Below are 21352 nucleotides of genomic sequence, written 5' to 3' on the forward strand. Positions count from 1 at the left end.
ATGTTGAAAAAACAAACTGTGTGGCTTTTAACAATGTTAAGTTTAATGATTGTGTTGAGTGTCTATTATATTACGTCCCCGGACAGTGGTGATCTTGCTTATTTACCTGAAGGAGATGACTCATCTGAAGAGGCATCATCACCTGATTCATCTGCAAGTGACGCAAGTAATACCGATGCAGACGTAGACGACATTTCCAACCTGGGACAGGATCAGTTTTTTACTACACTTCGTATGGAAGTGCAGAATGAGCGAAGTGCAGAAAAAGACCGTTTGGATGATGTCGTTGCCTCAAGCAGCGCAAGTATTCAAGAGAAAAATGAAGCCAGGGATCAGATTAACCAAATAGAAAGTATTTCTTCAAAAGAAATAATTTTAGAAGAATCTATTGTAGCTTCAGCTGATTATAATGATGTTCTAGTTCGCCATGATGAGGATAAGGTGCACGTACATGTTAAAGCTGATCAACTAAACAAAACCGAAGTAGTTAACATTATGCAGATGGTAAAAGATGAGTTTGGTGAGATAACTGTAGATGTTAATGTTCAGCCAACTGAAAGCTAAGCAGTTGATACAAAACCGGGCGAACTAATTCGTCCGGTTTTTTGCATCTGAGAAAGTATAAATACTTTTTTACTACATAAGTGCACTAAGCTTCTTCATCAAAGCCTAAGTCATGTTTTCAAATGTTGTAATAAAATTATTCGCATAAAACCGATATCATTGATATAATTGTAGTGTGAAAACGTTTTACATACATATCAGGAGCAAATTATCAAACATACTGCATTCTATTATGGGTTGAAGTTTTACTTATACTTGTCGTAGAATGTTAAGAGGAGTTTTTAGTACCTGTTATTAATTTGTAATAAACGAAGGGGTGCCAGACATGTTAAAAGTACAGGAAATACGTGAATTAATAAAATTAGTAGATCAATCTACAATTGATGAGTTTAGTTATGAGACAAATGGAACAACTGTTACAATGAAGAAGTCTAGTGACAATTCAGGGGTTAAGTTAAACGAAGCTTATGAAGTACCTGCAGAAAAACCTGCTGAAAAGATTAAAGTTGAAGAACCTAAAGCAAATGAAGAGAAAAAAGCAGTAAAACAATCAGAAAAAGAACCAGTTGAAAAAGAAGAAACAACAGACTTCGATTTTGAGATTGTTTCTCCTATGGTAGGTACGCTTTATATTGCACCTGAACCGGAGAGTGATCCATACGTAAAAAAGGGATCTAAAGTCGAAAACGATTCCGTTGTTTGTATTGTAGAAGCAATGAAACTATTTAATGAAATTGAAGCAGAAGTTTCAGGTGAAATCGTTGAAATCTTAGTGGAAGATGGCGAATTAGTAGAATATGGTCAACCACTATTTAGAGTAAAGACTAAATAAGGGGATGTAGCGTGTGATTAAAAAGCTGTTAATCGCAAACAGAGGAGAAATAGCTGTTCGAATAATACGGGCATGCAAAGAAATGGAAATTGAAACAGTTGCCGTATATTCTGAAGCAGACAAAGAAGCATTACATGTTCAGTTAGCAGATGAAGCGTATTGTATTGGACCAACGTTAAGCAAAGACAGTTACTTGAATTTCACTAATATTATGAGTGTAGCTACCTTAACCGAAGTTGATGCAATTCATCCTGGCTATGGCTTTCTTGCTGAAAATGCTGATTTTGCAGAAATTTGCAAGGCGTGCAATATTAAGTTTGTTGGTCCCACTGCCCAAGCAATTCAAAAAATGGGAATTAAAGATGTTGCCAGAGAAACAATGAAAGCAGCTAATGTACCCATTGTGCCAGGGTCAGAAGGTATAATCGAAAACGAAGAGGAAGCCATAAAGATTGCAAATGAAATTGGTTATCCCGTAATTATTAAAGCAACAGCTGGTGGCGGCGGAAAAGGTATTCGAATTGCTAAATCAGAAGAGGATTTGATTAAAGGAATTCGAGTAACACAAAAAGAAGCCGAAACAGCTTTCGGGAATCCGGGTGTGTACATAGAAAAATTCATAGAGGACTTTAGACATGTTGAAATTCAGGTATTAGCCGACCAGCATGGAAATGTTGTACACTTAGGTGAGAGGGATTGTACGATTCAACGGAGACTACAAAAGTTGATTGAAGAAACACCATCCCCAGCTATCACACCTGAAATTCGTTCTAAAATGGGTGAAGCTTCTGTGAAAGCTGCTAAGGCAGTTGACTATGTTGGTGCAGGAACAATTGAATATATTTTCGATCGAACTAGCCAATCATTTTATTTTATGGAAATGAATACTAGAATCCAAGTCGAACATCCTGTAACAGAAATGGTTACTGGAGTGGACTTAATTAAAGAACAGATTAGAATTGCGAATAATGAAAAGTTATCATTTGAACAAGATGAAATCGAATTTGATGGATGGGCAATCGAATGTAGGATCAATGCAGAAAATCCTTTCAAAAACTTCATGCCTTCACCTGGAAGAATTGAAATGTACTTACCACCTGGTGGATTAGGGGTACGAATTGATTCAGCTGCATATCCTGGTTATAGCATCCCTCCATTCTATGATTCAATGATTGCAAAGTTAATAACGTATGGTCCGACTCGTCAAGAAGCTATAAACAGAATGAAGCGCTCTTTGGATGAATTTGTTGTAGAAGGAGTCGATACAACAATTCCATTTCATCGTCTTATAATGGATAATGATGTATTTGTGAAAGGAGATTTCAATACGAATTTCCTTGAGGATAATCCAATTGTACAGAAGAAGGAAGATTAAAGGAGTGAAAAGATGAGCGAACAGCCATTGTTGAACGTAAGTGACGATTCAAGCCTAGGTAAAGTTGAAATTGCACCAGAAGTAATTGAAGTAATAACTGGTATAGCGTCTTCTGAAGTAGACGGTATATCATCAATGCGGGGTAATTTTGCAACTGGAGTTGTGGAACGTTTTGGTAAAAAGTCGCATGGTAAAGGTGTGAAAGTTGAACTAACCGAAACTGGAATACTTATCGATTTATTTGTTGTCTTAAACTTTGGAGTATCTATTCCAAAAGTAGCACAACAGCTTCAGGAAAATATTAGACAAACATTAAAAAATATGACAGCACTGGAAATTGATGAAATTAATGTGCATGTAGTTGGTATCCATATGGAAGGTGCAGAGGAAAACGAATAAATTTCAAGGTCAAAAGAAGTAATTTCTTTTGACCTTAATTTGTTTTCAAGGCAGTTAAGAAAGAAAGTATAAATACTTCATTACTGCATTAGCAAAACTAAGTACTAGCCATCAAGGCTTGCACTCCAAAGGAGGGAGTTCTAAGAATGCTTATTAGGGATCCCTTTAACGATAGCCCAGGTTATCTTAGATTGGTTTGATTCTAGCTTTGCATACACAATCATGTTATTATTTGAGAGAGATATGGAATAAAAGGAGCTATGAAAGATGAACCGACATACAGCTAGAGAAAAAGCATTTCAAGTACTTTTTCAATTGGATATTAATGATAACAACCCTGATAAAGCAGTTGAAGAACATCTTGAAACATTGGAAATAGATGCATTTTTAATGGGGCTCGTTCAAGGTGTAACAAAAAATAAGACAGCAATTGACGATATTATTTCCTACCATTTGGAAAATTGGACAATTGATCGAATCGCTTCAGTCGAAAAAACAATTCTACGTATTGCTATTTTGGAAATAAACTATATAGATGATATACCAACAAATGTATCTATAAATGAAGCGGTAGAATTAGCTAATATGTACGGTGATGAAAAATCCGGAAAGTTTGTAAATGGTGTTTTGTCAAAAATCATAGCCTAAAGGGGGATACAGCTGTGTCTGCTGACATAATTAAAGGAAAAGAACTAGCACATAAACTAAAAGAGGAAATGAGTAAGGAAGTACTGTTTCTAAAAGAACAAGGCTTAGTTCCACATTTAACTGTAATATTAATTGGAGATAATCCCGCTTCAAAGTCATATGTAAATGGCAAGAAAAAAGCCTCTGGCGAAACCGGCATATCTTCTGATGTTATAGAAATGGGAGTATCTACTTCTGAGAAAGAGTTGTTGAAGAAAATACAGGAATTAAATAATGATCAATCTGTCCATGGTATTTTAGTACAACTCCCTCTTCCAAAACACATAGATGAACAACATGTAATCGAAGCTATTAGTCCAGCTAAAGATGTTGATGGTTTCCACCCAATTAATATTGGACGAATGATTACTGGTAAAGACACATTTTTACCTTGTACTCCATCTGGAATATTAACAATGTTAAAATCATACGATGTTACAATTGAAGGAAAACATGCTGTTATTATTGGGCGAAGTAATATTGTTGGAAAACCTGTTGGTCAGTTATTATTAAATGAAAATGCTACGGTTACATATTGCCATTCAAAAACAACCAATTTAATAGATTTCACATCAAAAGCAGATATATTAATCGTAGCTGTAGGAAGACCTAATGCAATACGTGAAGAACATATCAAAGAAGGCGCTGCAGTTATAGATGTTGGAATTAATCGCTTAGAGGATGGATCACTAACTGGAGACGTCGACTTTGACGCTGTCTTCGAAAAGGCTTCTTATATTTCACCTGTTCCTAGAGGCGTAGGACCTATGACAATAACTATGCTATTGCAAAATACGATTAAAGCAGCTAAAGGATTGTCTAAAAGTGAAAGATAATTACCTAACAGTTACTGCATTAACTAAATATATCAAGCGAAAGTTCGATACTGATTCCCATTTAAAAAATATTTGGCTAAAAGGTGAAATTTCCAATTTCAAACATCATAGTCGTGGACATATGTATCTAACTATAAAAGACGATAATACAAGAGTACAAGCAGTTATGTTTGCAGGCAATAATCGTATGTTAAAGTTCACACCTGAAAATGGTATGAATGTTTTAATAAAAGGTGAGATTGGTGTTTTTGAGCCGTATGGTCAATATCAGTTGTATATCAAGCAAATGGAACCGGACGGAATCGGCTCCTTATATTTAGCATTTGAACAGCTTAAAGAAAAATTGCATAAAAAAGGTTTTTTTGATAAGAGTCATAAAAAAGAACTTCCGAGGTTTCCTAAAAGTATTGGTGTTATCACTTCGCCTACTGGAGCAGCGGTTCGTGATATTGTTACAACAATAGAAAGAAGATTTCCTATTGTAAAAACTACTGTAATCCCTGTACTTGTTCAAGGACCAAATGCAGTACAATCTATTTATAATGCAATAAATTCAGCCAATCAGCAAGGTGGTTTTGACGTTTTAATAGTTGGACGTGGAGGAGGTTCTATTGAAGATTTATGGTGTTTTAATGAGGAAAAAATCGCAAATGCAATTTTTCAATCATCGATACCTGTAATATCAGCAGTTGGCCATGAAACAGATATTACGATTAGTGATTATGTCGCTGATTTACGTGCTCCTACCCCTACTGGAGCTGCAGAGGTTGCAGTACCATCTCAACTTGAATTAACTGATAGAATTAACGGAATGCAACGTTCATTAACAAGAATGATGAACGAAAATGTGCAGAGTTCCCAGCAACATTTAAATCGTATAAAACAATCCTATGCATTCCGATATCCCGAACATTTAATAACCCAAAAAGAGCAAGAACTGGATAAACATGTAGAACGTCTTGAGAAAACGTTTAATTCGGAGTGGAAAAAGAAAAAAGACACACTTATTAATATGAATACCAGATTTGAAGCACAGCACCCAGAACGACAGCTTGAACGTGCTAGGAAAGAACTAAAGATGTTCATAAAGCAAACTAATTATTTGATGGATAAAATATTAGAACAGAAAGCAACCAGCCTAAATAGTGCTATTGAAAAACTATCGTTATTAAACCCACTTGAAACGATGAAACGTGGGTATGCCATACCATATGCTCAATCAGGCAATATAATTAATTCTACTGATGGTGTAAGTGAAAATGACGAAATCGTTGTTAAACTATCAGACGGCACACTTGAATGTCGTGTATTAGACGTGAAGGAGGAGAGCAATGGATAAGGAAAACAATATTTCATTTGAAGAAGCAATGGTACAATTAGAAAAAATTGTTGGAAAGTTAGAAGAAGGCGATGTTCCATTGGAAAAGGCAATAACTTATTATCAGGAAGGCATGAAGCTTTCCAAAGTTTGTAGCGATAAATTATCAAATGTTCAAGAGAAAATGACACAAATTATGAATGAACAGGGTGAACTTGAATCATTTGAGGTGCAGGAGGAAGAGTGATTGTGCAGCAAAAATTAAATGATTTTATTAATGAGAATAAATCAATGATACAAGAAGAAATGAAAACCCATATGCATAATTTGGACATTCCAGTTCGCTTAAAAAAATCCATGCTATATTCCATAGAGGCTGGAGGAAAACGCCTTAGACCAATTTTGTTGTTGGCGGGTTTTAAGGCATATGGTACTAACATAAAAAAAGTATTATCCACTGCGATAGCACTTGAAATGATCCACACGTATTCGCTTGTACACGATGATTTGCCAGCAATGGATGATGATGATCTTCGTCGCGGGCAGCCAACAAATCACAAGGTATTTGATGATGCAACAGCCATTTTAGCTGGAGATGCTTTATTAACATATAGTTTTGAACTAATTACCAATGATCCTTACTTATCGGATACACAGAAAGTTTATATTATTAAACTTCTTACAGAAGCAAGTGGACCTAAGGGTATGGTGGCAGGGCAAATACTTGATATGGAAGCAGAAAAGAAAGAAATTAACCTTCAAGAACTGGAAACAATTCATACATTAAAAACAGGTGAATTACTTAGGTTTGCAATTAGATCTGGAGCCTACATTGGGGAAGCAACGAATGCACAGGTTGAATACTTGGATGAATTTGCTTATTATTTAGGATTAATATTTCAAGTACAAGACGATATTTTGGATGTAACTGGTGATCCGGATAAAATTGGTAAACCTGTTGGTAGTGATGAAGTTAACCAAAAAAATACATACCCAAAATTACTGGGGTTAGATGGAGCTATTGAGAAAAAACAATACTATGTAAAAATGGCAAAAAGAGCATTGGAAAATGCGAATGCCGAGACATCTTATTTAATGTTACTAACGGATTATTTTAGCAATCGTGATTATTAAGCACTTATTAGAATTATTTCTAATAATATGGTATAATAAAAATATAATAGGAATGGTGCAGTATTCTAGTCAGTCTTCCGTTTCTGAAGGCGGGCCTAAAAATCCGCCAAAGGGCATATCGATGAAGTTCCTTGTGTTGGCTTGAGGCGCCCAGCCTTGGGTCAGTGCTGGGAGTTAAGGTTTTCGGGCGATCCACAAAGGCATGTGGGCGTTGACCCGATTACCGCGGAGGCCCATATCTGTGGTGGTAACTAAGCCTAGGGATCACTATGGAATGGGGTATGAACCTGTAGAATAGGGAAAGGGACACCTTATTTGCAGCGTAGCCTGCCTTGAGTGGTGGTGAGGGGATTAGAGTCGTAAATAACGAGCCAAGTGGCCACTAGCTTGATTATTTTTATCTCTATGAAATCAACACTGCAAAAGAGGCTAGGGGGCGGTTAAAGACTGCTGAGGAAATCTCCTAGACTGTTCCAAAGACATTTAAAAGGGAATATAGTGCGGACTAAGTGGTAATCCAGTCTAGCTTTGGGAAACTAAGCTAAGATGATATTAAAGGGGAACCGCCTGTTTGGTAACAATGGGTTGTCATCTGGGAAAACCTACTGGACCTAAAGCCGCAATTTTAACCTTTTAAGTGACCATTCCTAATTTACATATTCAAATTAGTTAGAGGTAGAAAATGAAATCACAAATAAGAAAATCAGTTAAATTTAGTTTAATTATTGCCGTTATCACATTTGTGTTAGCGGCTATTTTTTCAATAATCTCATCCTCTATCCTAAGTGAAGTAGCCTGGATTATAGGATTAGTTATTGTATTTTTTATCGTATTAATTGGTGTCGTTTTCGACATGCTAGGTATAGCATCAACTGCAGCAAATGAAGCGCCGTTTCATGCAATGGCAGCGGAAAAGGTAAATGGTGCTAAAGAATCTGTTATTATTATTCGAAATGCTGATAAGTTTGCTAGCTTTTGTAATGACGTGATTGGTGATATATCTGGAATTGTTAGTGGTACGGCATCTGCAATAGTCGTACTCCAAATAGCTAATCTTTTTGGACAGGGTGAAGGTTCAACAATACAAATCGTATTATCAGTATTAATTACCAGTTTTGTTGCAGCATTTACAGTAGGTGGAAAGGCAATTGGCAAATACCTAGCAATAAATGCTTCGACTAAAATAATATCTTTTGCAGGAAAGGTTATAGCCTTTATAGAAAGTAACTTTAAAATTCGCATACTACCAAAAGAGAAAAAAAAGTAATTGGTTAAATAAATTTAAGTACACATTTTCAAACATCCAAATAATTATGCAGAGGAAACTTTTTAATGGCTAAAAAACGTCTAGATATTATGTTAGTAGACAGAAAATTAATCGAAACGAGAGAAAAGGCAAAACGAGTAATTATGGCTGGGCTAGTGTTCTCTGAGCAGCATCGACTAGAAAAGCCTGGAATGAAAGTTGATGAAGATATTCCAATTACAGTAAAGGGAAAGATGTTTCCATATGTGGGCCGTGGCGGATTAAAACTCGAAAAAGCATTAAATTATTTTGCTATTTCTCTCGATAACAGAATTATGGTTGATGTGGGGTCATCAACAGGTGGCTTTACAGATTGTGCATTACAAAATGGTGCACGACTTTGTTATGCAATTGACGTAGGATATAATCAATTAGATTGGAAATTAAGAAATGACGATCGCGTGGTTGTAATGGAAAAGACTAACTTCCGTTATGTTACCCCTGAAATGATAAGTTATGGTTCACCTGACTTTGCAACAATAGATGTATCATTTATTTCTTTATCAATTATTTTACCGATTCTAAGCCAGTTGTTAAGAAACGATAGTGACATAGTTGCGTTAATAAAGCCGCAATTTGAAGCTGGAAGAGATCAAGTAGGGAAGAAAGGAATTGTTCGTGATAAAAGTGTACATCTTTCTGTATTAAGAAAAATTACAGACTTTGCTGAAAAAGAAGGATATCATTTAATTAGTCTAACTTATTCTCCTATTACAGGAGGCGAAGGTAATATAGAGTTTTTGGCTCACTGGGGCTGGAAATCTGAAAAAGAAGGATTTAGACCATCAGATATTGAATTAGAAACAATAGTAGACGATGCTCACCAGGATTTGACAGTAAACAAAAAAAATTATTAGTAGTATATGGAGGCTTTCCATGAGTAAAATCCAACGTCATATTAAAATACGCGAATTAATTACGGATAGTGAAATAGAAACGCAGGACGAGCTGGTTGATCGGTTAAAATCACTTGGCTACAATGTAACCCAAGCTACAGTATCACGTGATATCAAAGAATTGCATCTTGTGAAAGTTCCATCAGTAAATGGTGATTATAAATATAGTCTACCGGCAGATCAACGATTTAATCCATTAGATAAATTGAAGCGCTTAATTACTGATGCTTTTGTTAAAATCGAACATGCTAGTCATTTTATAGTATTAAGAACGTTACCTGGAAATGCTCATGCCATTGGCGTTTTAATCGATAATTTGGAATGGGAAGAGATTATGGGAACTATTTGTGGTGATGATACATGTTTAATTATTTGCAGAACGGAGCAGGATTCAGATTCCATTAAGAATCGCTTTATAAGTATGCTTTAGTAATGGGGGGACATATGTGTTAACAGAACTGTCTATACAGGATTTCGCTATTATTGATAAAATATCTATTACATTTAATGAAGGTCTTACTGTTTTAACAGGAGAAACTGGTGCAGGTAAATCAATAATTATTGATGCTGTACAATTACTTGCTGGTTGCCGAGGATCAGTTGAATTTGTTCGGCATGGGACGAGTAAAGCAGAGATTGAAGGCTTGTTCACTCTCGACTCTAAAGATCACAAAATTTTTGCTACAGGCAATTATTATGGTATTGACATCCAAGATGAAATGGTTGTATTACATAGAACTATTACAGCGAGTGGAAAAAGTATTTGCCGAGTGAACGGTAAATTAGTAACATTGGCAATTTTAAAAGAGTTTGGAAAGAATTTAATTGATATACATAGTCAACATGAAACACAATCACTTATGAATTCAGAAAATCATATTGATTTACTTGACCAATTTGATGAAAAGAAAATTAAGAAATCTAAAGATGAATACACCAAATTATATGAAAAGCTTTCATCACTAAAAAAGCGATATAAAGAGTTAAGTGAAAATGAGCAGGAAATGACACATCGTTTGGATTTACTGCAATTCCAAATTAGCGAACTGGAACAAGCTGAACTGGTTCCAAACGAAGATGTCGAGTTGAACGAAGAACGTAGTCAATTAGCGAACTTTGAGAGAATTTATACAGGGCTACAGGATGCATATAATGCTCTCTATGGAGAACAGAAAGGGATCGAATGGTTAAATGAAGCGAATCAAGCACTTCAGGATAACCAGGAATATGATTCTTTTATTGCAGAAAAAGCTGAGGAAATGTCAAATCATTACTTTTTGATTGAAGAACTGATGTATGATTTGCGTAATTATACTGATACATTGCAATATGACCCAGGTCGACTTAACGAAATTGAATCCAGATTAGATGAAATAAATCGCCTAAAGAAAAAATATGGGTCATCGGTGGATGAAATTTTAGAATATATGGGTAAAATCGAAGAAGAGATCGAACAAATAACAAACAAAGACTCACACTTATCCAAGTTAGCAGAGGAAATTAATGAAATTAGTCAAGATGCATACTTGGAAGCAAAACAATTACACGATTTGCGAAAAAAAGCAGCCCAATCATTGAAAAAAGACATTCAAAAAGAGTTAAAAGGTCTCTATTTGGAGAAAGCCTCTTTTTCAGTTGAATTTGATACTAAAGAAAGTACAGAACAGAGAACGTTTAAAGAAAATGTGAAGATGCATAAAAATGGTTTTGATTATATACATTTTTTAATTTCAACTAATCCAGGTGAACCGCTAAAAGAATTAAATAAAACTGCTTCAGGTGGCGAACTATCGCGGATTATGCTTGCGTTAAAGAAAATATTTGCAAAACATCAAGGTGTAACCAGTGTGATCTTTGATGAAGTTGACACAGGTGTTAGTGGTCGAGTCGCCCAAGCTATAGCTGAAAAAATTTACCAAATATCAAATCAATCACAGGTCTTATGCATCACCCATTTGCCACAAGTTGCTGCAATGTCAGACACGCACAAGCTTATTAAGAAATTAGAAAAAAATAAAAGAACATCTACTGAAGTATTAGAATTATCAGTAAAACAAAAAACCGATGAGTTGGGCAGAATGATTACTGGTACAAAATTAACAGAAACTGCTCAAAAACATGCTAATGAATTACTTGAACTAGCATCAACCTATAAAACCAAAATTTAATGGATAAATTAGAAACAAAAGCCAGATGCTATACTATCTGGTTTTTTATTTACAATTAAAAAAGTAAAAATATACTTTCAGTGCAAAAGTGCAACTTAGGTATTCATCACAAAGGTTTTAGTTCTAAGAAAACAAAATACGCTTTCACAAAAGCATTTAACAAGATGTTAGGTTTTCTAATATACATATTGTTCCCCAATTTACTAAAAAGGAAATGTTACACATCTTTTCTTATTTTTCACCAGTTTAAAACACATGCAGTTAGGTCAAATTAGAAGTACAGAGATGAATAAATTATTGGTATGGGTTAGGAAACGAGGAGAGTGAATTGGGTGAAGCATATAAATAATATTCGAATATGGGTAGGTGTCCTGCTGCTAATCGCAGTATTGGCAGTACCGTTTATAACACCAATAAAAGATTACCTTGCCATTCCTAATCAAGTTGTAACATTTGATAACCAATCTTCATCTATAAATGTTCCAGTTCTTGGGAGCAACGTAGATATCGGTTCCTCGGGTAATAGTAACCACACTATTGATTCCTCCGAATTTTATGCAAAAGAACCTGGAAATAGTCAGCTCATTTATGAAGTCGCAGGACTCCCGATAAAAAAAGTGGATGTTTCGGTTCTTGATGATATTCGTGTGACTCCAGGAGGTCAATCCATTGGTGTACAACTTCATACATTAGGAGTACTTGTAGTTGGGCATCACCAAATTAAGGGTGAAAAAGGAATGTTATCACCAGGGGAAGATGCAAATATCCAAGTAGGTGATGTAATTTTGGAAATAAATGGTAACCAAATTAAAAAAATGAAAGATGTAAAACCATATGTAGAAAAGGCGGGAAAAGAAAATAAAAAACTTGAGTTAACGATCAAACGGGGAAAGGAGACGATTGAAACCACATTAGACCCTGTTAAGGATAGTAAGGAAAAGGAATATCGTATTGGACTTTATATAAGAGATTCCGCAGCAGGAATTGGAACGATGACATTTTATGATCCAAAGTCCAAGAAATATGGAGCGCTAGGACATGTCATTTCCGATATGGATACTCAAAAGCCAATTGAAATTCATAATGGAACCATCGTCCAATCGAATGTAACTTCGATTGAAAAAGGAAACAATGGTACACCGGGTGAAAAACAGGCAAAATTTTCAGTTAAAGATAATAAAATTGGAAGTATTACCAAGAACAGTCCGTATGGTATCTTTGGGGAGTTGAATAGTCCGATTAAAAATGGAAAATATGACAAACCTATGCCTATCGCACTTTCTCACCAGGTCAAAGAAGGTCCAGCAAAAATCCTTACAGTTGTTGAGGGCGAGGAAGTTGAAGAATTTGAAGTTGAAATCGTAAGTAGTGTGCCGCAAAATTTTCCGGCAACTAAAGGAATGATAATTCAAATCACGGACCCTGAACTCTTAAAGAAAACTGGTGGTATAGTTCAGGGAATGAGTGGTAGTCCAATTATTCAGGATGAAAAAATAATTGGTGCTGTGACGCATGTATTTGTCAATGATCCAACCTCAGGATACGGTGTTCACATTGAGTGGATGCTACAAGAAGCAGGAATTGAAATATATGATGAAAAAGATAAAGCAAGTTAATAAAAGGGCTTGTTATAGGAATTAACCTATGACAAGTCTTTTTTATGTTATACTTAATATATATTTTTCGACAAACCTGTCACATTTTTGTCAAAATATATCGAATTATATCGATAATACGAGATAATAAGCGAAAATCAAAGTTAATACAAAAAAAACCAAAGTTTTTTGATAAAAAAAAGGATATTTGAATCTTATGTCGAATATGTTACTTGGATAAAGTTCGAATTACATAAAAGGAGGAAATTTTAGTGGAGAAAATTTCAGTTTGTTTAGTAGATGATAACAGGGAACTTGTTCAGCTGATGGAAGAGTACTTTGAAGATCAGCAGGATATTGAAGTTATTGGTGTTGCGTATAACGGAAGAGAATGTCTGGAAATGTTGGAAGAGATGCAGCCTGATGTTTTGGTTTTAGATATTATCATGCCTCATGTAGATGGCTTGGGGGTGTTAAATACTATTCGTGGCACAGAAAGGGAAAAATATCCTAACGTAATTATGCTTACTGCTTTCGGACAGGAAGAAGTTATGAAAAAAGCAGTAGATTTAGGTGCATCATATTTTATTTTGAAACCGTTCGATTTGGATAATCTTTCTGACCAAATCCGCCAAGTACAAGGAAATATTACATTACAAGCTAGTCCTAAAAAGGCAAATAATAAAGAGCGTAAGAAAAAGGATTTAGAGGCAAGTATAACTAATATTATTCATGAAATCGGAGTTCCGGCACATATTAAAGGATATATGTATTTAAGGGAAGCAATTACAATGGTTTATAATGATATAGAACTATTAGGTTCCATAACAAAAGTGCTCTATCCAGATATTGCAAAAAAATTCAATACCACAGCATCACGCGTGGAGCGAGCTATCCGTCATGCAATCGAAGTGGCATGGAGTCGTGGTAATATTGACTCCATATCGGCGTTATTCGGTTATACCGTTAGTATTTCTAAAGCAAAGCCTACGAACTCAGAATTTATTGCCATGGTAGCTGATCGTTTGCGATTAGAGCACAAAGCAAGTTAAGATAAAAAACCTGTATGAGATAGGATTCCCATACAGGTTTTTTTATTTTTCTTCGTCAAGTTTTAGTTGCATTTATGCAGTAAGAAAGGATTAATATGTGTTCTTAACTGCCAAAAAAGGCATTGTATAAGGAAGGTATTGCACGATTTAACCCTTCAGATTGGATGCCAAACATAATAGATACCTCAGATGAACCTTGATTGATCATTTCAATATTGACATGAGCATCAGTAAGTGCGGTTGTTGCTTTTTGTGCTATTCCCAGTGTACTTACAATACCTTCACCGACAATCATTATCATAGCGAGATCACGATGAAATGTTATTCTGTCTGGATGTAACTCTTCCTTGATCCTGTTTACTATTACTTCCTCTTTGGCAGCTGAAAGTTGACTATTTCGAATTATAACTGACATTTCATCAATTCCTGAAGGCGCATGTTCAAAAGAGATGGACTCTTTCTCTAATATTTGCAACAGTTTCCGACCAAAGCCAACTTCACGGTTCATTAAATATTTACTCACATATAAACTTGAAAAGCCTTTAGAACTTGCAATCCCAACGACACACTTTCTACTCTTGTTTTTTTCAGAGATAATCATAGTACCTGGAGCATCTGGGTTATTTGTATTCTTAATACATACAGGTATTTTTTGTTGAAATGCAGGGATTAGTGCTTCATCATGAAATACGGAAAAACCAGCATATGATAATTCACGCATTTCTTTGTATGTTAAAGTAGTAATTTCTTTCGGATTCGATACAATACTCGGATTTACAGTATAGACTGAATCGACATCGGTAAAATTTTCATATAATTTCGCTTTGATTCCAGCTGCAACAATCGATCCGGTAATATCTGAACCTCCTCTAGAAAAGGTCATCAATTTTCCTTCTTTTGTAAAGCCGAAAAATCCTGGAATAACTGCTATTTCCTCATACTGGCGTAATTTGTAGAGTTCTGAGAAGCTTTCTGGTAATATCTGTGCATTGCCAGGTTCATTGCTGACGATAATACCCGCATCTTTTGGGTTCAAATAACGTGCATTTAAACCAATTGTTTTTAAGTATTCACTTACCAGCTTAGCACTGCTGTCTTCTCCAATGGATTTCAATGCATCCATCTTCATTTGGTCCGATTCATTGTTGTTAATAATTTCTTGTATATTGTTTTTAATATCATCCAGGATAGACGGGGAAATCCGAAGTTCTTCTACAATCTCTGAAAAGCGATTCATTATTACATTTAAATTATCCATATAAGGCTTGTCTTGGAAAGCTATATTCCCCAATTGAATAAGAAGATCTGTCATTTTGGTATCATCTTGGTGCCTTTTACCTGGAGCAGATACAATTACAAATTTTCTTTCAGGATCACTTTTAATAATTGCTCCAATTTTCTCAATTTGATTTCCATTTGCTACAGAACTTCCTCCAAATTTTGCTACTTTCATTTTTTCTACCACTCCAATAAAATTTTTATTTCTTTTTATAATATTATCTTCTCTTCTTTTTATTTTGTTGTCTTTTTCGATCACGATGAACAATAAATCCACCGATGAAGGCGATTCCGCCTAAAAATAATATAAAACCAGCAACAAACTGAATTCCAATATTAAAAAAAATTGGATAAATATCATCAAACAATGTGTCGCGAATAAGCTTTATACCAAATGCAGAAACAAGGCCTGGGATAAGTAATAATAAAACCGCAATTATACGAATCATGTTTCTTCCCCTTTATTAGTAAATCATCATTTTTTTAGTATAGCAAATATTATAAGAAATAGGAATAAATCAAAATTTGCTTAGAACTGCAGAATAAAGTATTATTAAAGATGCAAAATATTGCAAGGTGGGATACATATGAAACGTGTTCTTATTGTTGGTGCCGGTAAAGGTGGCAGTACTTTATTAGAAATACTACATAATACAGACCGTATGAAGATTGTTGGTGTAGTGGATAAAAATAGTACAGCGCCAGGTTTAAAGAAAGCAGAAAAGTATGGTATTCCTACCGATTATACTTGGGAAAACTGGATTAATAAAGACATCGATATCATTATTGAGGCAACAGGTGATGAGAAAGTTCTAGAAAATTTACTTGAGAGTAGAAATCGTAAGACTGTTGTTATACCTGGTACCGTTGCATACATAATATCCGAGCTATTTGAAGAAAAAGAATCATTACTAGATCGATTAAGAATTCAAACAAATAATCAGGAGTTAATTCTCAACAACATTCGTGATGGAATGATTGTTATCAACAATCAAGAAATTGTTCAGTTCGTTAATAAAGGCGCTGAACGTATCGTAGGTATCTCGAAGGATAAATTTAAAGGTCAAGATATAAAAAATGTTATTGCTGATACAAGATTGCCTCATGTTTTGCGTAGCAGACGAAGAGAAGTGAATCAAAAGCTTGTATTAGAAAATGACAAAAAAGTTATTACCACAAGAATTCCGATTATAAATGCTGACGATAGGCTAATTGGTGCTTTTGCTGTTTTTAAAGATATTACAGAAGTAATGAATTTAGCTGAAGAAAATACCGATCTTAAAGAAATAAAAACGATGTTGGAAGCTATTATACACTCCTCTGATGAAGCGATAACGGTTGTAGACGAAAATGGAACTGGTATTATGATCAACCCTGCATACACAAGAATTACAGGGTTAAAAGAAGCAGATATTGTGGGTAAGCCAGCAACCGCCGATATTTCTGAAGGAGAAAGTATGCATATGAAGGTTCTTAATACACGACGTGGTGTACGGGGAGTTCGTATGAAAGTAGGCCCAGCTAAAAAAGATGTTTTAGTAAATGTTGCACCGGTTATTGTTGATGGAAAATTAAAAGGAAGTGTTGGGGTTCTGCATGATGTATCAGAAATCCAGTCGCTGACAAGTGAGTTAAAACGTGCAAGGCAAATTATTCGTAATTTAGAAGCAAAATATACGTTTGATGACATAATAGGTCCATCATCTGAAATGAAAATAGCCTTGGAACAAGCGAAAGTAGGAGCGAAAACGCCAGCTACTGTCCTGCTTCGTGGCGAATCTGGCACAGGGAAAGAATTATTTGCACATGCGATCCACAATGAAAGTGACCGTAAACATAATAAATTTATTCGAGTTAACTGTGCAGCAATTGCTGAGACGATATTAGAAAGCGAACTATTTGGATATGAAGAAGGTGCTTTCTCAGGTGCCAAGCAAGGTGGTAAAAAGGGGTTGTTTGAAGAAGCGAACCTTGGGAGCGTATTCCTTGATGAAATTGGTGAGTTGTCCCTTCATATGCAAGCGAAATTGCTGCGGGTTTTGCAGGAGCAGGAGATCGTCCGTGTAGGAGGAACTGACCCAATTACTATTGATGTTCGTATTATAACAGCGACAAACGTTAATCTGGAAAAAGCGATTATGAATAAAAAATTTCGAGAAGACCTTTATTATCGTTTGAATCGGTTACCAATTTACATCCCTTCATTGAAGGAACGTATAAATGACTTACCGAGTCTTATCGAACATCTTATTCGTAAAATAAACCAGGATTATGGAAGAAATGTTAAAGCAATAAATCACGATGCAAGTGAATATTTAAAGAATTACCATTGGCCTGGTAACGTACGGGAACTGGAAAATATGATTGGACGAGCAATGATATATATGGATATGAACGAAGAGGTAATTAAAAAGAAACATATCCCCAATTTACTTACTTCTTCTGAAACTTCTAAAGATAAAATGAACGAAGAAGGAACGGCAAACAAAACATTACAAGATGCTGTTGACCATTATGAAAAAGAATTTATCAAAAACGTGTTCAAAGAAAATAACTATAATAAAACGCAAACTGCAAAAGAATTAAATGTTTCAATACGAAATCTTTATTATAAACTTGAAAAATATAAAATTGAAAAAGATGACATGCAAAATCCTTCATAAGTGCAATAAATTGCACAGGTGAAAACTTATGAATAAAGCGCTTTCAGCATTTTTGTATTGGCACGGTTTTTGCTTATATAATATTAGGGAGGTTGGAGGAAGCTAATGCAGACATTAACAGAGCTCAAGCAACAGGCTCAACAAGAGAGAAACCAAGTAGTCTCGATAGCGAATGCAGCAGATGAAGAGGTATTACTTGCTGTTAAGAAAGCTGTTGATCAGTCATTATGTTCTTTTCTACTATTTGGCATTAAAGAAGAAATTCAAAAAATGGCAAGAACTGTAGAATTGGATTTGATGAAAGAACAAATAACAATTATCCATGTCGACAGTAATCCTTCAGGTGCAGCTGTTAAAGCAGTTCATGATAGAAAAGCCGATATTCTGATGAAGGGGAATGTTTCTACAAAAGAGTTGTTGAAGGCAGTTTTGAACAAAGAAAGCGGCTTACGGACTGGGGGCGTTTTATCTCATGTAGCATTATTTGAAATTCCAAATCAGGATCGACTTGTTTTTCTAACAGACGCTGCAATGAATTTAACACCTACATTGCAAGAAAAAGAACAAATTATAAACAATGTGGTTCAGGTTGCTCAAGGAGTTAATATATCTAACCCGAAAGTCGCCGTTCTTGCTGCGGTTGAAGTTGTCAATCCAGCAATGCAAGCGACAATAGATGCTGCTTTGTTAACTCAGATGCAAAAACGTAATCAGATTAAGGGTTGTACAATTGATGGGCCGTTAGCATTTGATAACGCTGTATCCCGTAAAGCTGCAAATCACAAAAATATTCACTCTGAAGTAGCAGGGAATGCAGATATATTGATGGTACCTACAATTGAAGTAGGTAATTCACTATATAAATCATTTATGTACTTTGCCGATGCAAAGGTAGCCGCTGTCATTAGTGGAGCAAAAGCACCAATTGTATTAACATCTCGAACTGACTCAAGTGATAGTAAATTATATTCTTTATCTTTAGCACTAGTATCTTCAAAAACATTTTAGGAGGAACATTATAATGGAAATTTTTACTTATATGGAAAGTTATGATTATGAACAACTTGTTTTTTGTCAGGATAAAAATTCTGGGTTAAAAGCAATTATCGCGATTCACGACACTACACTAGGACCTGCTCTTGGCGGAACAAGAATGTGGACATACGATTCTGAAGCTGACGCTATTGAGGACGCACTCCGTTTAGCAAAAGGCATGACATACAAAAACGCAGCGGCTGGTCTTAATCTTGGTGGGGGGAAGACAGTGATTATTGGCGACCCTAAAAAAGACAAAAATCCAGAGTTATTCCGAGCCTTTGGCAGATATATTCAAAGTCTTAACGGACGTTATATTACTGCTGAAGATGTGGGGACTACGGTCCAAGATATGGATTTAATTCATATGGAGACAGACTTTGTTACGGGTATCTCACCAGAGTTCGGATCATCCGGTAATCCTTCACCAGTAACAGCTTACGGAGTTTATAAAGGAATAAAAGCGGCCGCGATGGAAGCATATGGCAACGATTCTCTTGAGGGTAAAACAGTGGCAGTTCAAGGTGTCGGTAATGTAGCTTACACAATGTGTGAATACCTGCATGAAGAGGGTGCGAAATTAATTGTTACGGATATAAATAAAGAAGCAGTGCAACGTGCTGTAAATGCATTTGGTGCTGAAGCCGTAGGTCCGGATGAGATTTATGCTGTAGATTGTGATATTTATGCTCCATGTGCTTTGGGAGCAACAATAAATGATGATACAATACCGCAATTAAAAGCTAAGGTCATTGCAGGATCTGCCAACAACCAGCTTAAATCAACAGAACATGGTGATATCATTCATGAAAAAGGAATTGTTTATGCACCAGACTATGTTATTAACTCTGGCGGCGTAATTAATGTTGCGGATGAACTTAATGGCTATAATCAGCATAGAGCAATGAAAAAAGTTGAAACGATATACGATAGTTTAACTCGTGTATTTGAAATCTCCAGGCGCGATAACGTACCAACTTATGTTGCAGCTGACCGTATGGCTGAGGAACGGATTAAGTCAGTTAGCACATCACGAAGTCAATTTCTATTAAACGGTCATCATACTCTAAGCAGACGGTAGACCAGTCTTAGGTTACGGAGGTAAGTAGAATTGTTAAATCAACTCTTTAGAATATTAGTCATTAATCCAGGATCAACATCAACGAAAATAGGTGTCTTCGATAACGAAAATTGCATTTTTGAAAAAACAATACGTCACGATGCTGATAATATAGCACAATTCAGCCGTGTGATAGATCAATACGATTTTCGCAGGAGAGTAATACTCGAACAATTAGATTATGAAGGGATAAATATCTCAAAACTGAGTGCTGTTTGCGGCCGAGGGGGTCTTTTACGTCCAATTGAGGGCGGGACTTATGAAGTAAATGAGGCAATGCTTGAAGACTTAAAGATTGGCTATAACGGTGAACATGCGTCGAATTTGGGTGGCATAATTGCTTATGAAATTGCTGCAGGTTTGAACATTCCTTCATTTATCGTAGACCCAGTTGTAGTTGATGAGTTTAATGAAATCGCACGATATTCAGGAGTACCTGAAATTCCCAGAAAAAGTATTTTTCATGCACTAAATCAAAAAGCTGTAGCTAGACGTGCAGCGAAAGATATAGGGAAACCCTACACAGACGTCAACCTCATTGTTACTCATATGGGAGGCGGAATTACTATAGGTGCCCACCAAAACGGGAAGGTTATTGACGTTAATAACGGTCTACATGGCGATGGGCCATTTTCTCCCGAACGTGCAGGTACAGTACCAGCAGGTGACTTAGTTTCCTTATGTTTTTCAGGACAATACTATCGTGACGAAATAATGAAAAAACTAGTAGGTCGTGGAGGATTAATGGCATATTTGCAAACAAATGATGCTGTTGAGGTGGAAAGACGCATCGAAACTGGTGACGAATATGCGACTTCCGTTTATGATGCAATGGCATATCAAATTGCTAAAGAGATTGGTTCTATGAGTACTGTACTAAAAGGGAATATCGATGCAATAGTATTAACAGGTGGATTAGCGTATGGAAAGCCTTTTGTAGATATGATTTCTGACCGGGTCAAATGGATTGCTGATACAACTATCTACCCAGGAGAAAATGAATTACAAGCACTTAACGAAGGAACATTACGGGTGCTTAGAAGAGAAGAATCACCTAAAACTTACTTAGTTAATTAAGAGATAAAGGAGTGTGT

Annotated in this window: 21 protein-coding genes; 19 read left to right on the forward strand and 2 right to left on the reverse strand. The window is 35.7% G+C overall.

All coding sequences use genetic code 11. The features are described from left to right. The 15 genes from BLS02_RS08635 (at position 1) to spo0A (ending at position 14162) form a co-directional block, all read left to right on the forward strand. Entirely contained in the window at positions 1-564 is a 564-nt protein-coding gene (locus BLS02_RS08635) for a SpoIIIAH-like family protein (protein WP_092492604.1), read from the forward strand. A gap of 325 nt (positions 565-889) precedes the next feature. Continuing rightward, a complete protein-coding gene (gene accB, locus BLS02_RS08640) occupies positions 890-1396 on the forward strand; it encodes an acetyl-CoA carboxylase biotin carboxyl carrier protein (protein ID WP_092492605.1) in 507 nt (168 codons plus the stop codon). Between the two features lie 13 nt (positions 1397-1409). Next, the gene (gene accC / locus BLS02_RS08645; RefSeq protein ID WP_092492606.1) at positions 1410-2771 is read left to right on the forward strand and encodes an acetyl-CoA carboxylase biotin carboxylase subunit; all 1362 of its coding nucleotides are present in this window, start codon (positions 1410-1412) and stop codon (positions 2769-2771) included. A 12-nt stretch (positions 2772-2783) separates the two neighbouring features. After that, positions 2784-3170, forward strand: a complete 387-nt coding sequence (locus BLS02_RS08650) for an Asp23/Gls24 family envelope stress response protein (RefSeq protein ID WP_092492607.1) — start codon at positions 2784-2786, stop codon at positions 3168-3170. A 267-nt stretch (positions 3171-3437) separates the two neighbouring features. After that, on the forward strand, positions 3438-3818 hold the full coding sequence (nusB, locus tag BLS02_RS08655; RefSeq protein ID WP_092492608.1) for a transcription antitermination factor NusB: 381 nt from the start codon (positions 3438-3440) through the stop codon (positions 3816-3818). 14 nt (positions 3819-3832) lie between these two features. Next, positions 3833-4693, forward strand: coding sequence for a bifunctional methylenetetrahydrofolate dehydrogenase/methenyltetrahydrofolate cyclohydrolase FolD (gene folD, locus BLS02_RS08660; protein ID WP_092492609.1), 861 nt, complete (start codon positions 3833-3835; stop codon positions 4691-4693). Next, positions 4683-6032 carry an exodeoxyribonuclease VII large subunit gene (gene xseA / locus BLS02_RS08665; RefSeq protein WP_092492610.1) on the forward strand — a complete coding sequence of 450 codons (1350 nt, stop codon included), beginning with the start codon at positions 4683-4685 and terminating at the stop codon, positions 6030-6032. The genes folD and xseA overlap by 11 nt, the downstream gene beginning before the upstream one ends. Continuing rightward, entirely contained in the window at positions 6025-6258 is a 234-nt protein-coding gene (locus tag BLS02_RS08670) for an exodeoxyribonuclease VII small subunit (protein ID WP_092492611.1), read from the forward strand. The genes xseA and BLS02_RS08670 overlap by 8 nt, the downstream gene beginning before the upstream one ends. 2 nt (positions 6259-6260) lie before the next feature. Next, complete coding sequence (locus BLS02_RS08675) at positions 6261-7145, forward strand: polyprenyl synthetase family protein (RefSeq protein WP_245736061.1); 885 nt, start codon at positions 6261-6263, stop codon at positions 7143-7145. Between the two features lie 682 nt (positions 7146-7827). Further along, a complete protein-coding gene (locus BLS02_RS08680; RefSeq protein ID WP_092492612.1) occupies positions 7828-8412 on the forward strand; it encodes a hypothetical protein in 585 nt (194 codons plus the stop codon). 65 nt (positions 8413-8477) lie between these two features. Next, positions 8478-9308: a TlyA family RNA methyltransferase gene (locus BLS02_RS08685; protein WP_092492613.1), complete on the forward strand. Its 831-nt coding sequence runs from the start codon at positions 8478-8480 to the stop codon at positions 9306-9308. A 19-nt stretch (positions 9309-9327) separates the two neighbouring features. Further along, on the forward strand, positions 9328-9777 hold the full coding sequence (gene ahrC / locus BLS02_RS08690; RefSeq protein ID WP_092492614.1) for a transcriptional regulator AhrC/ArgR: 450 nt from the start codon (positions 9328-9330) through the stop codon (positions 9775-9777). A 16-nt stretch (positions 9778-9793) separates the two neighbouring features. Next, positions 9794-11515 (forward strand): DNA repair protein RecN, encoded by a 1722-nt coding sequence (recN, locus tag BLS02_RS08695; RefSeq protein WP_092492615.1) that lies wholly within the window; start codon positions 9794-9796, stop codon positions 11513-11515. A 332-nt stretch (positions 11516-11847) separates the two neighbouring features. Further along, positions 11848-13131, forward strand: a complete 1284-nt coding sequence (gene spoIVB / locus BLS02_RS08700) for a SpoIVB peptidase (RefSeq protein WP_254788744.1) — start codon at positions 11848-11850, stop codon at positions 13129-13131. A 251-nt stretch (positions 13132-13382) separates the two neighbouring features. Beyond that, complete coding sequence (gene spo0A / locus BLS02_RS08705) at positions 13383-14162, forward strand: sporulation transcription factor Spo0A (protein ID WP_092492617.1); 780 nt, start codon at positions 13383-13385, stop codon at positions 14160-14162. 103 nt (positions 14163-14265) lie between these two features. Here spo0A and BLS02_RS08710 read toward each other — a convergent pair whose 3' ends face one another. Next, complete coding sequence (locus BLS02_RS08710) at positions 14266-15615, reverse strand: aspartate kinase (RefSeq protein ID WP_092493229.1); 1350 nt, start codon at positions 15613-15615, stop codon at positions 14266-14268. 43 nt (positions 15616-15658) lie between these two features. Then, entirely contained in the window at positions 15659-15889 is a 231-nt protein-coding gene (locus tag BLS02_RS08715) for a DUF2627 domain-containing protein (protein WP_092492618.1), read from the reverse strand. Between the two features lie 138 nt (positions 15890-16027). Between BLS02_RS08715 and BLS02_RS08720 the strand changes: the two genes are divergently transcribed. The 4 genes from BLS02_RS08720 (at position 16028) to buk (ending at position 21335) form a co-directional block, all read left to right on the forward strand. Next, a complete protein-coding gene (locus BLS02_RS08720) occupies positions 16028-18103 on the forward strand; it encodes a sigma 54-interacting transcriptional regulator (protein ID WP_092492619.1) in 2076 nt (691 codons plus the stop codon). A gap of 105 nt (positions 18104-18208) precedes the next feature. Then, complete coding sequence (yqiS, locus tag BLS02_RS08725) at positions 18209-19111, forward strand: phosphate butyryltransferase (RefSeq protein WP_092492620.1); 903 nt, start codon at positions 18209-18211, stop codon at positions 19109-19111. A 13-nt stretch (positions 19112-19124) separates the two neighbouring features. Further along, complete coding sequence (gene bcd / locus BLS02_RS08730; protein WP_092492621.1) at positions 19125-20219, forward strand: branched-chain amino acid dehydrogenase; 1095 nt, start codon at positions 19125-19127, stop codon at positions 20217-20219. Positions 20220-20249: 30 nt separating this feature from the next. Beyond that, positions 20250-21335: a butyrate kinase gene (gene buk / locus BLS02_RS08735; RefSeq protein WP_092492622.1), complete on the forward strand. Its 1086-nt coding sequence runs from the start codon at positions 20250-20252 to the stop codon at positions 21333-21335. Positions 21336-21352 lie beyond the last annotated feature (17 nt).

It is taken from the genome of Virgibacillus salinus, from assembly GCF_900102415.1.
GTDB lineage: Bacteria > Bacillota > Bacilli > Bacillales > Amphibacillaceae > Lentibacillus > Lentibacillus subterraneus.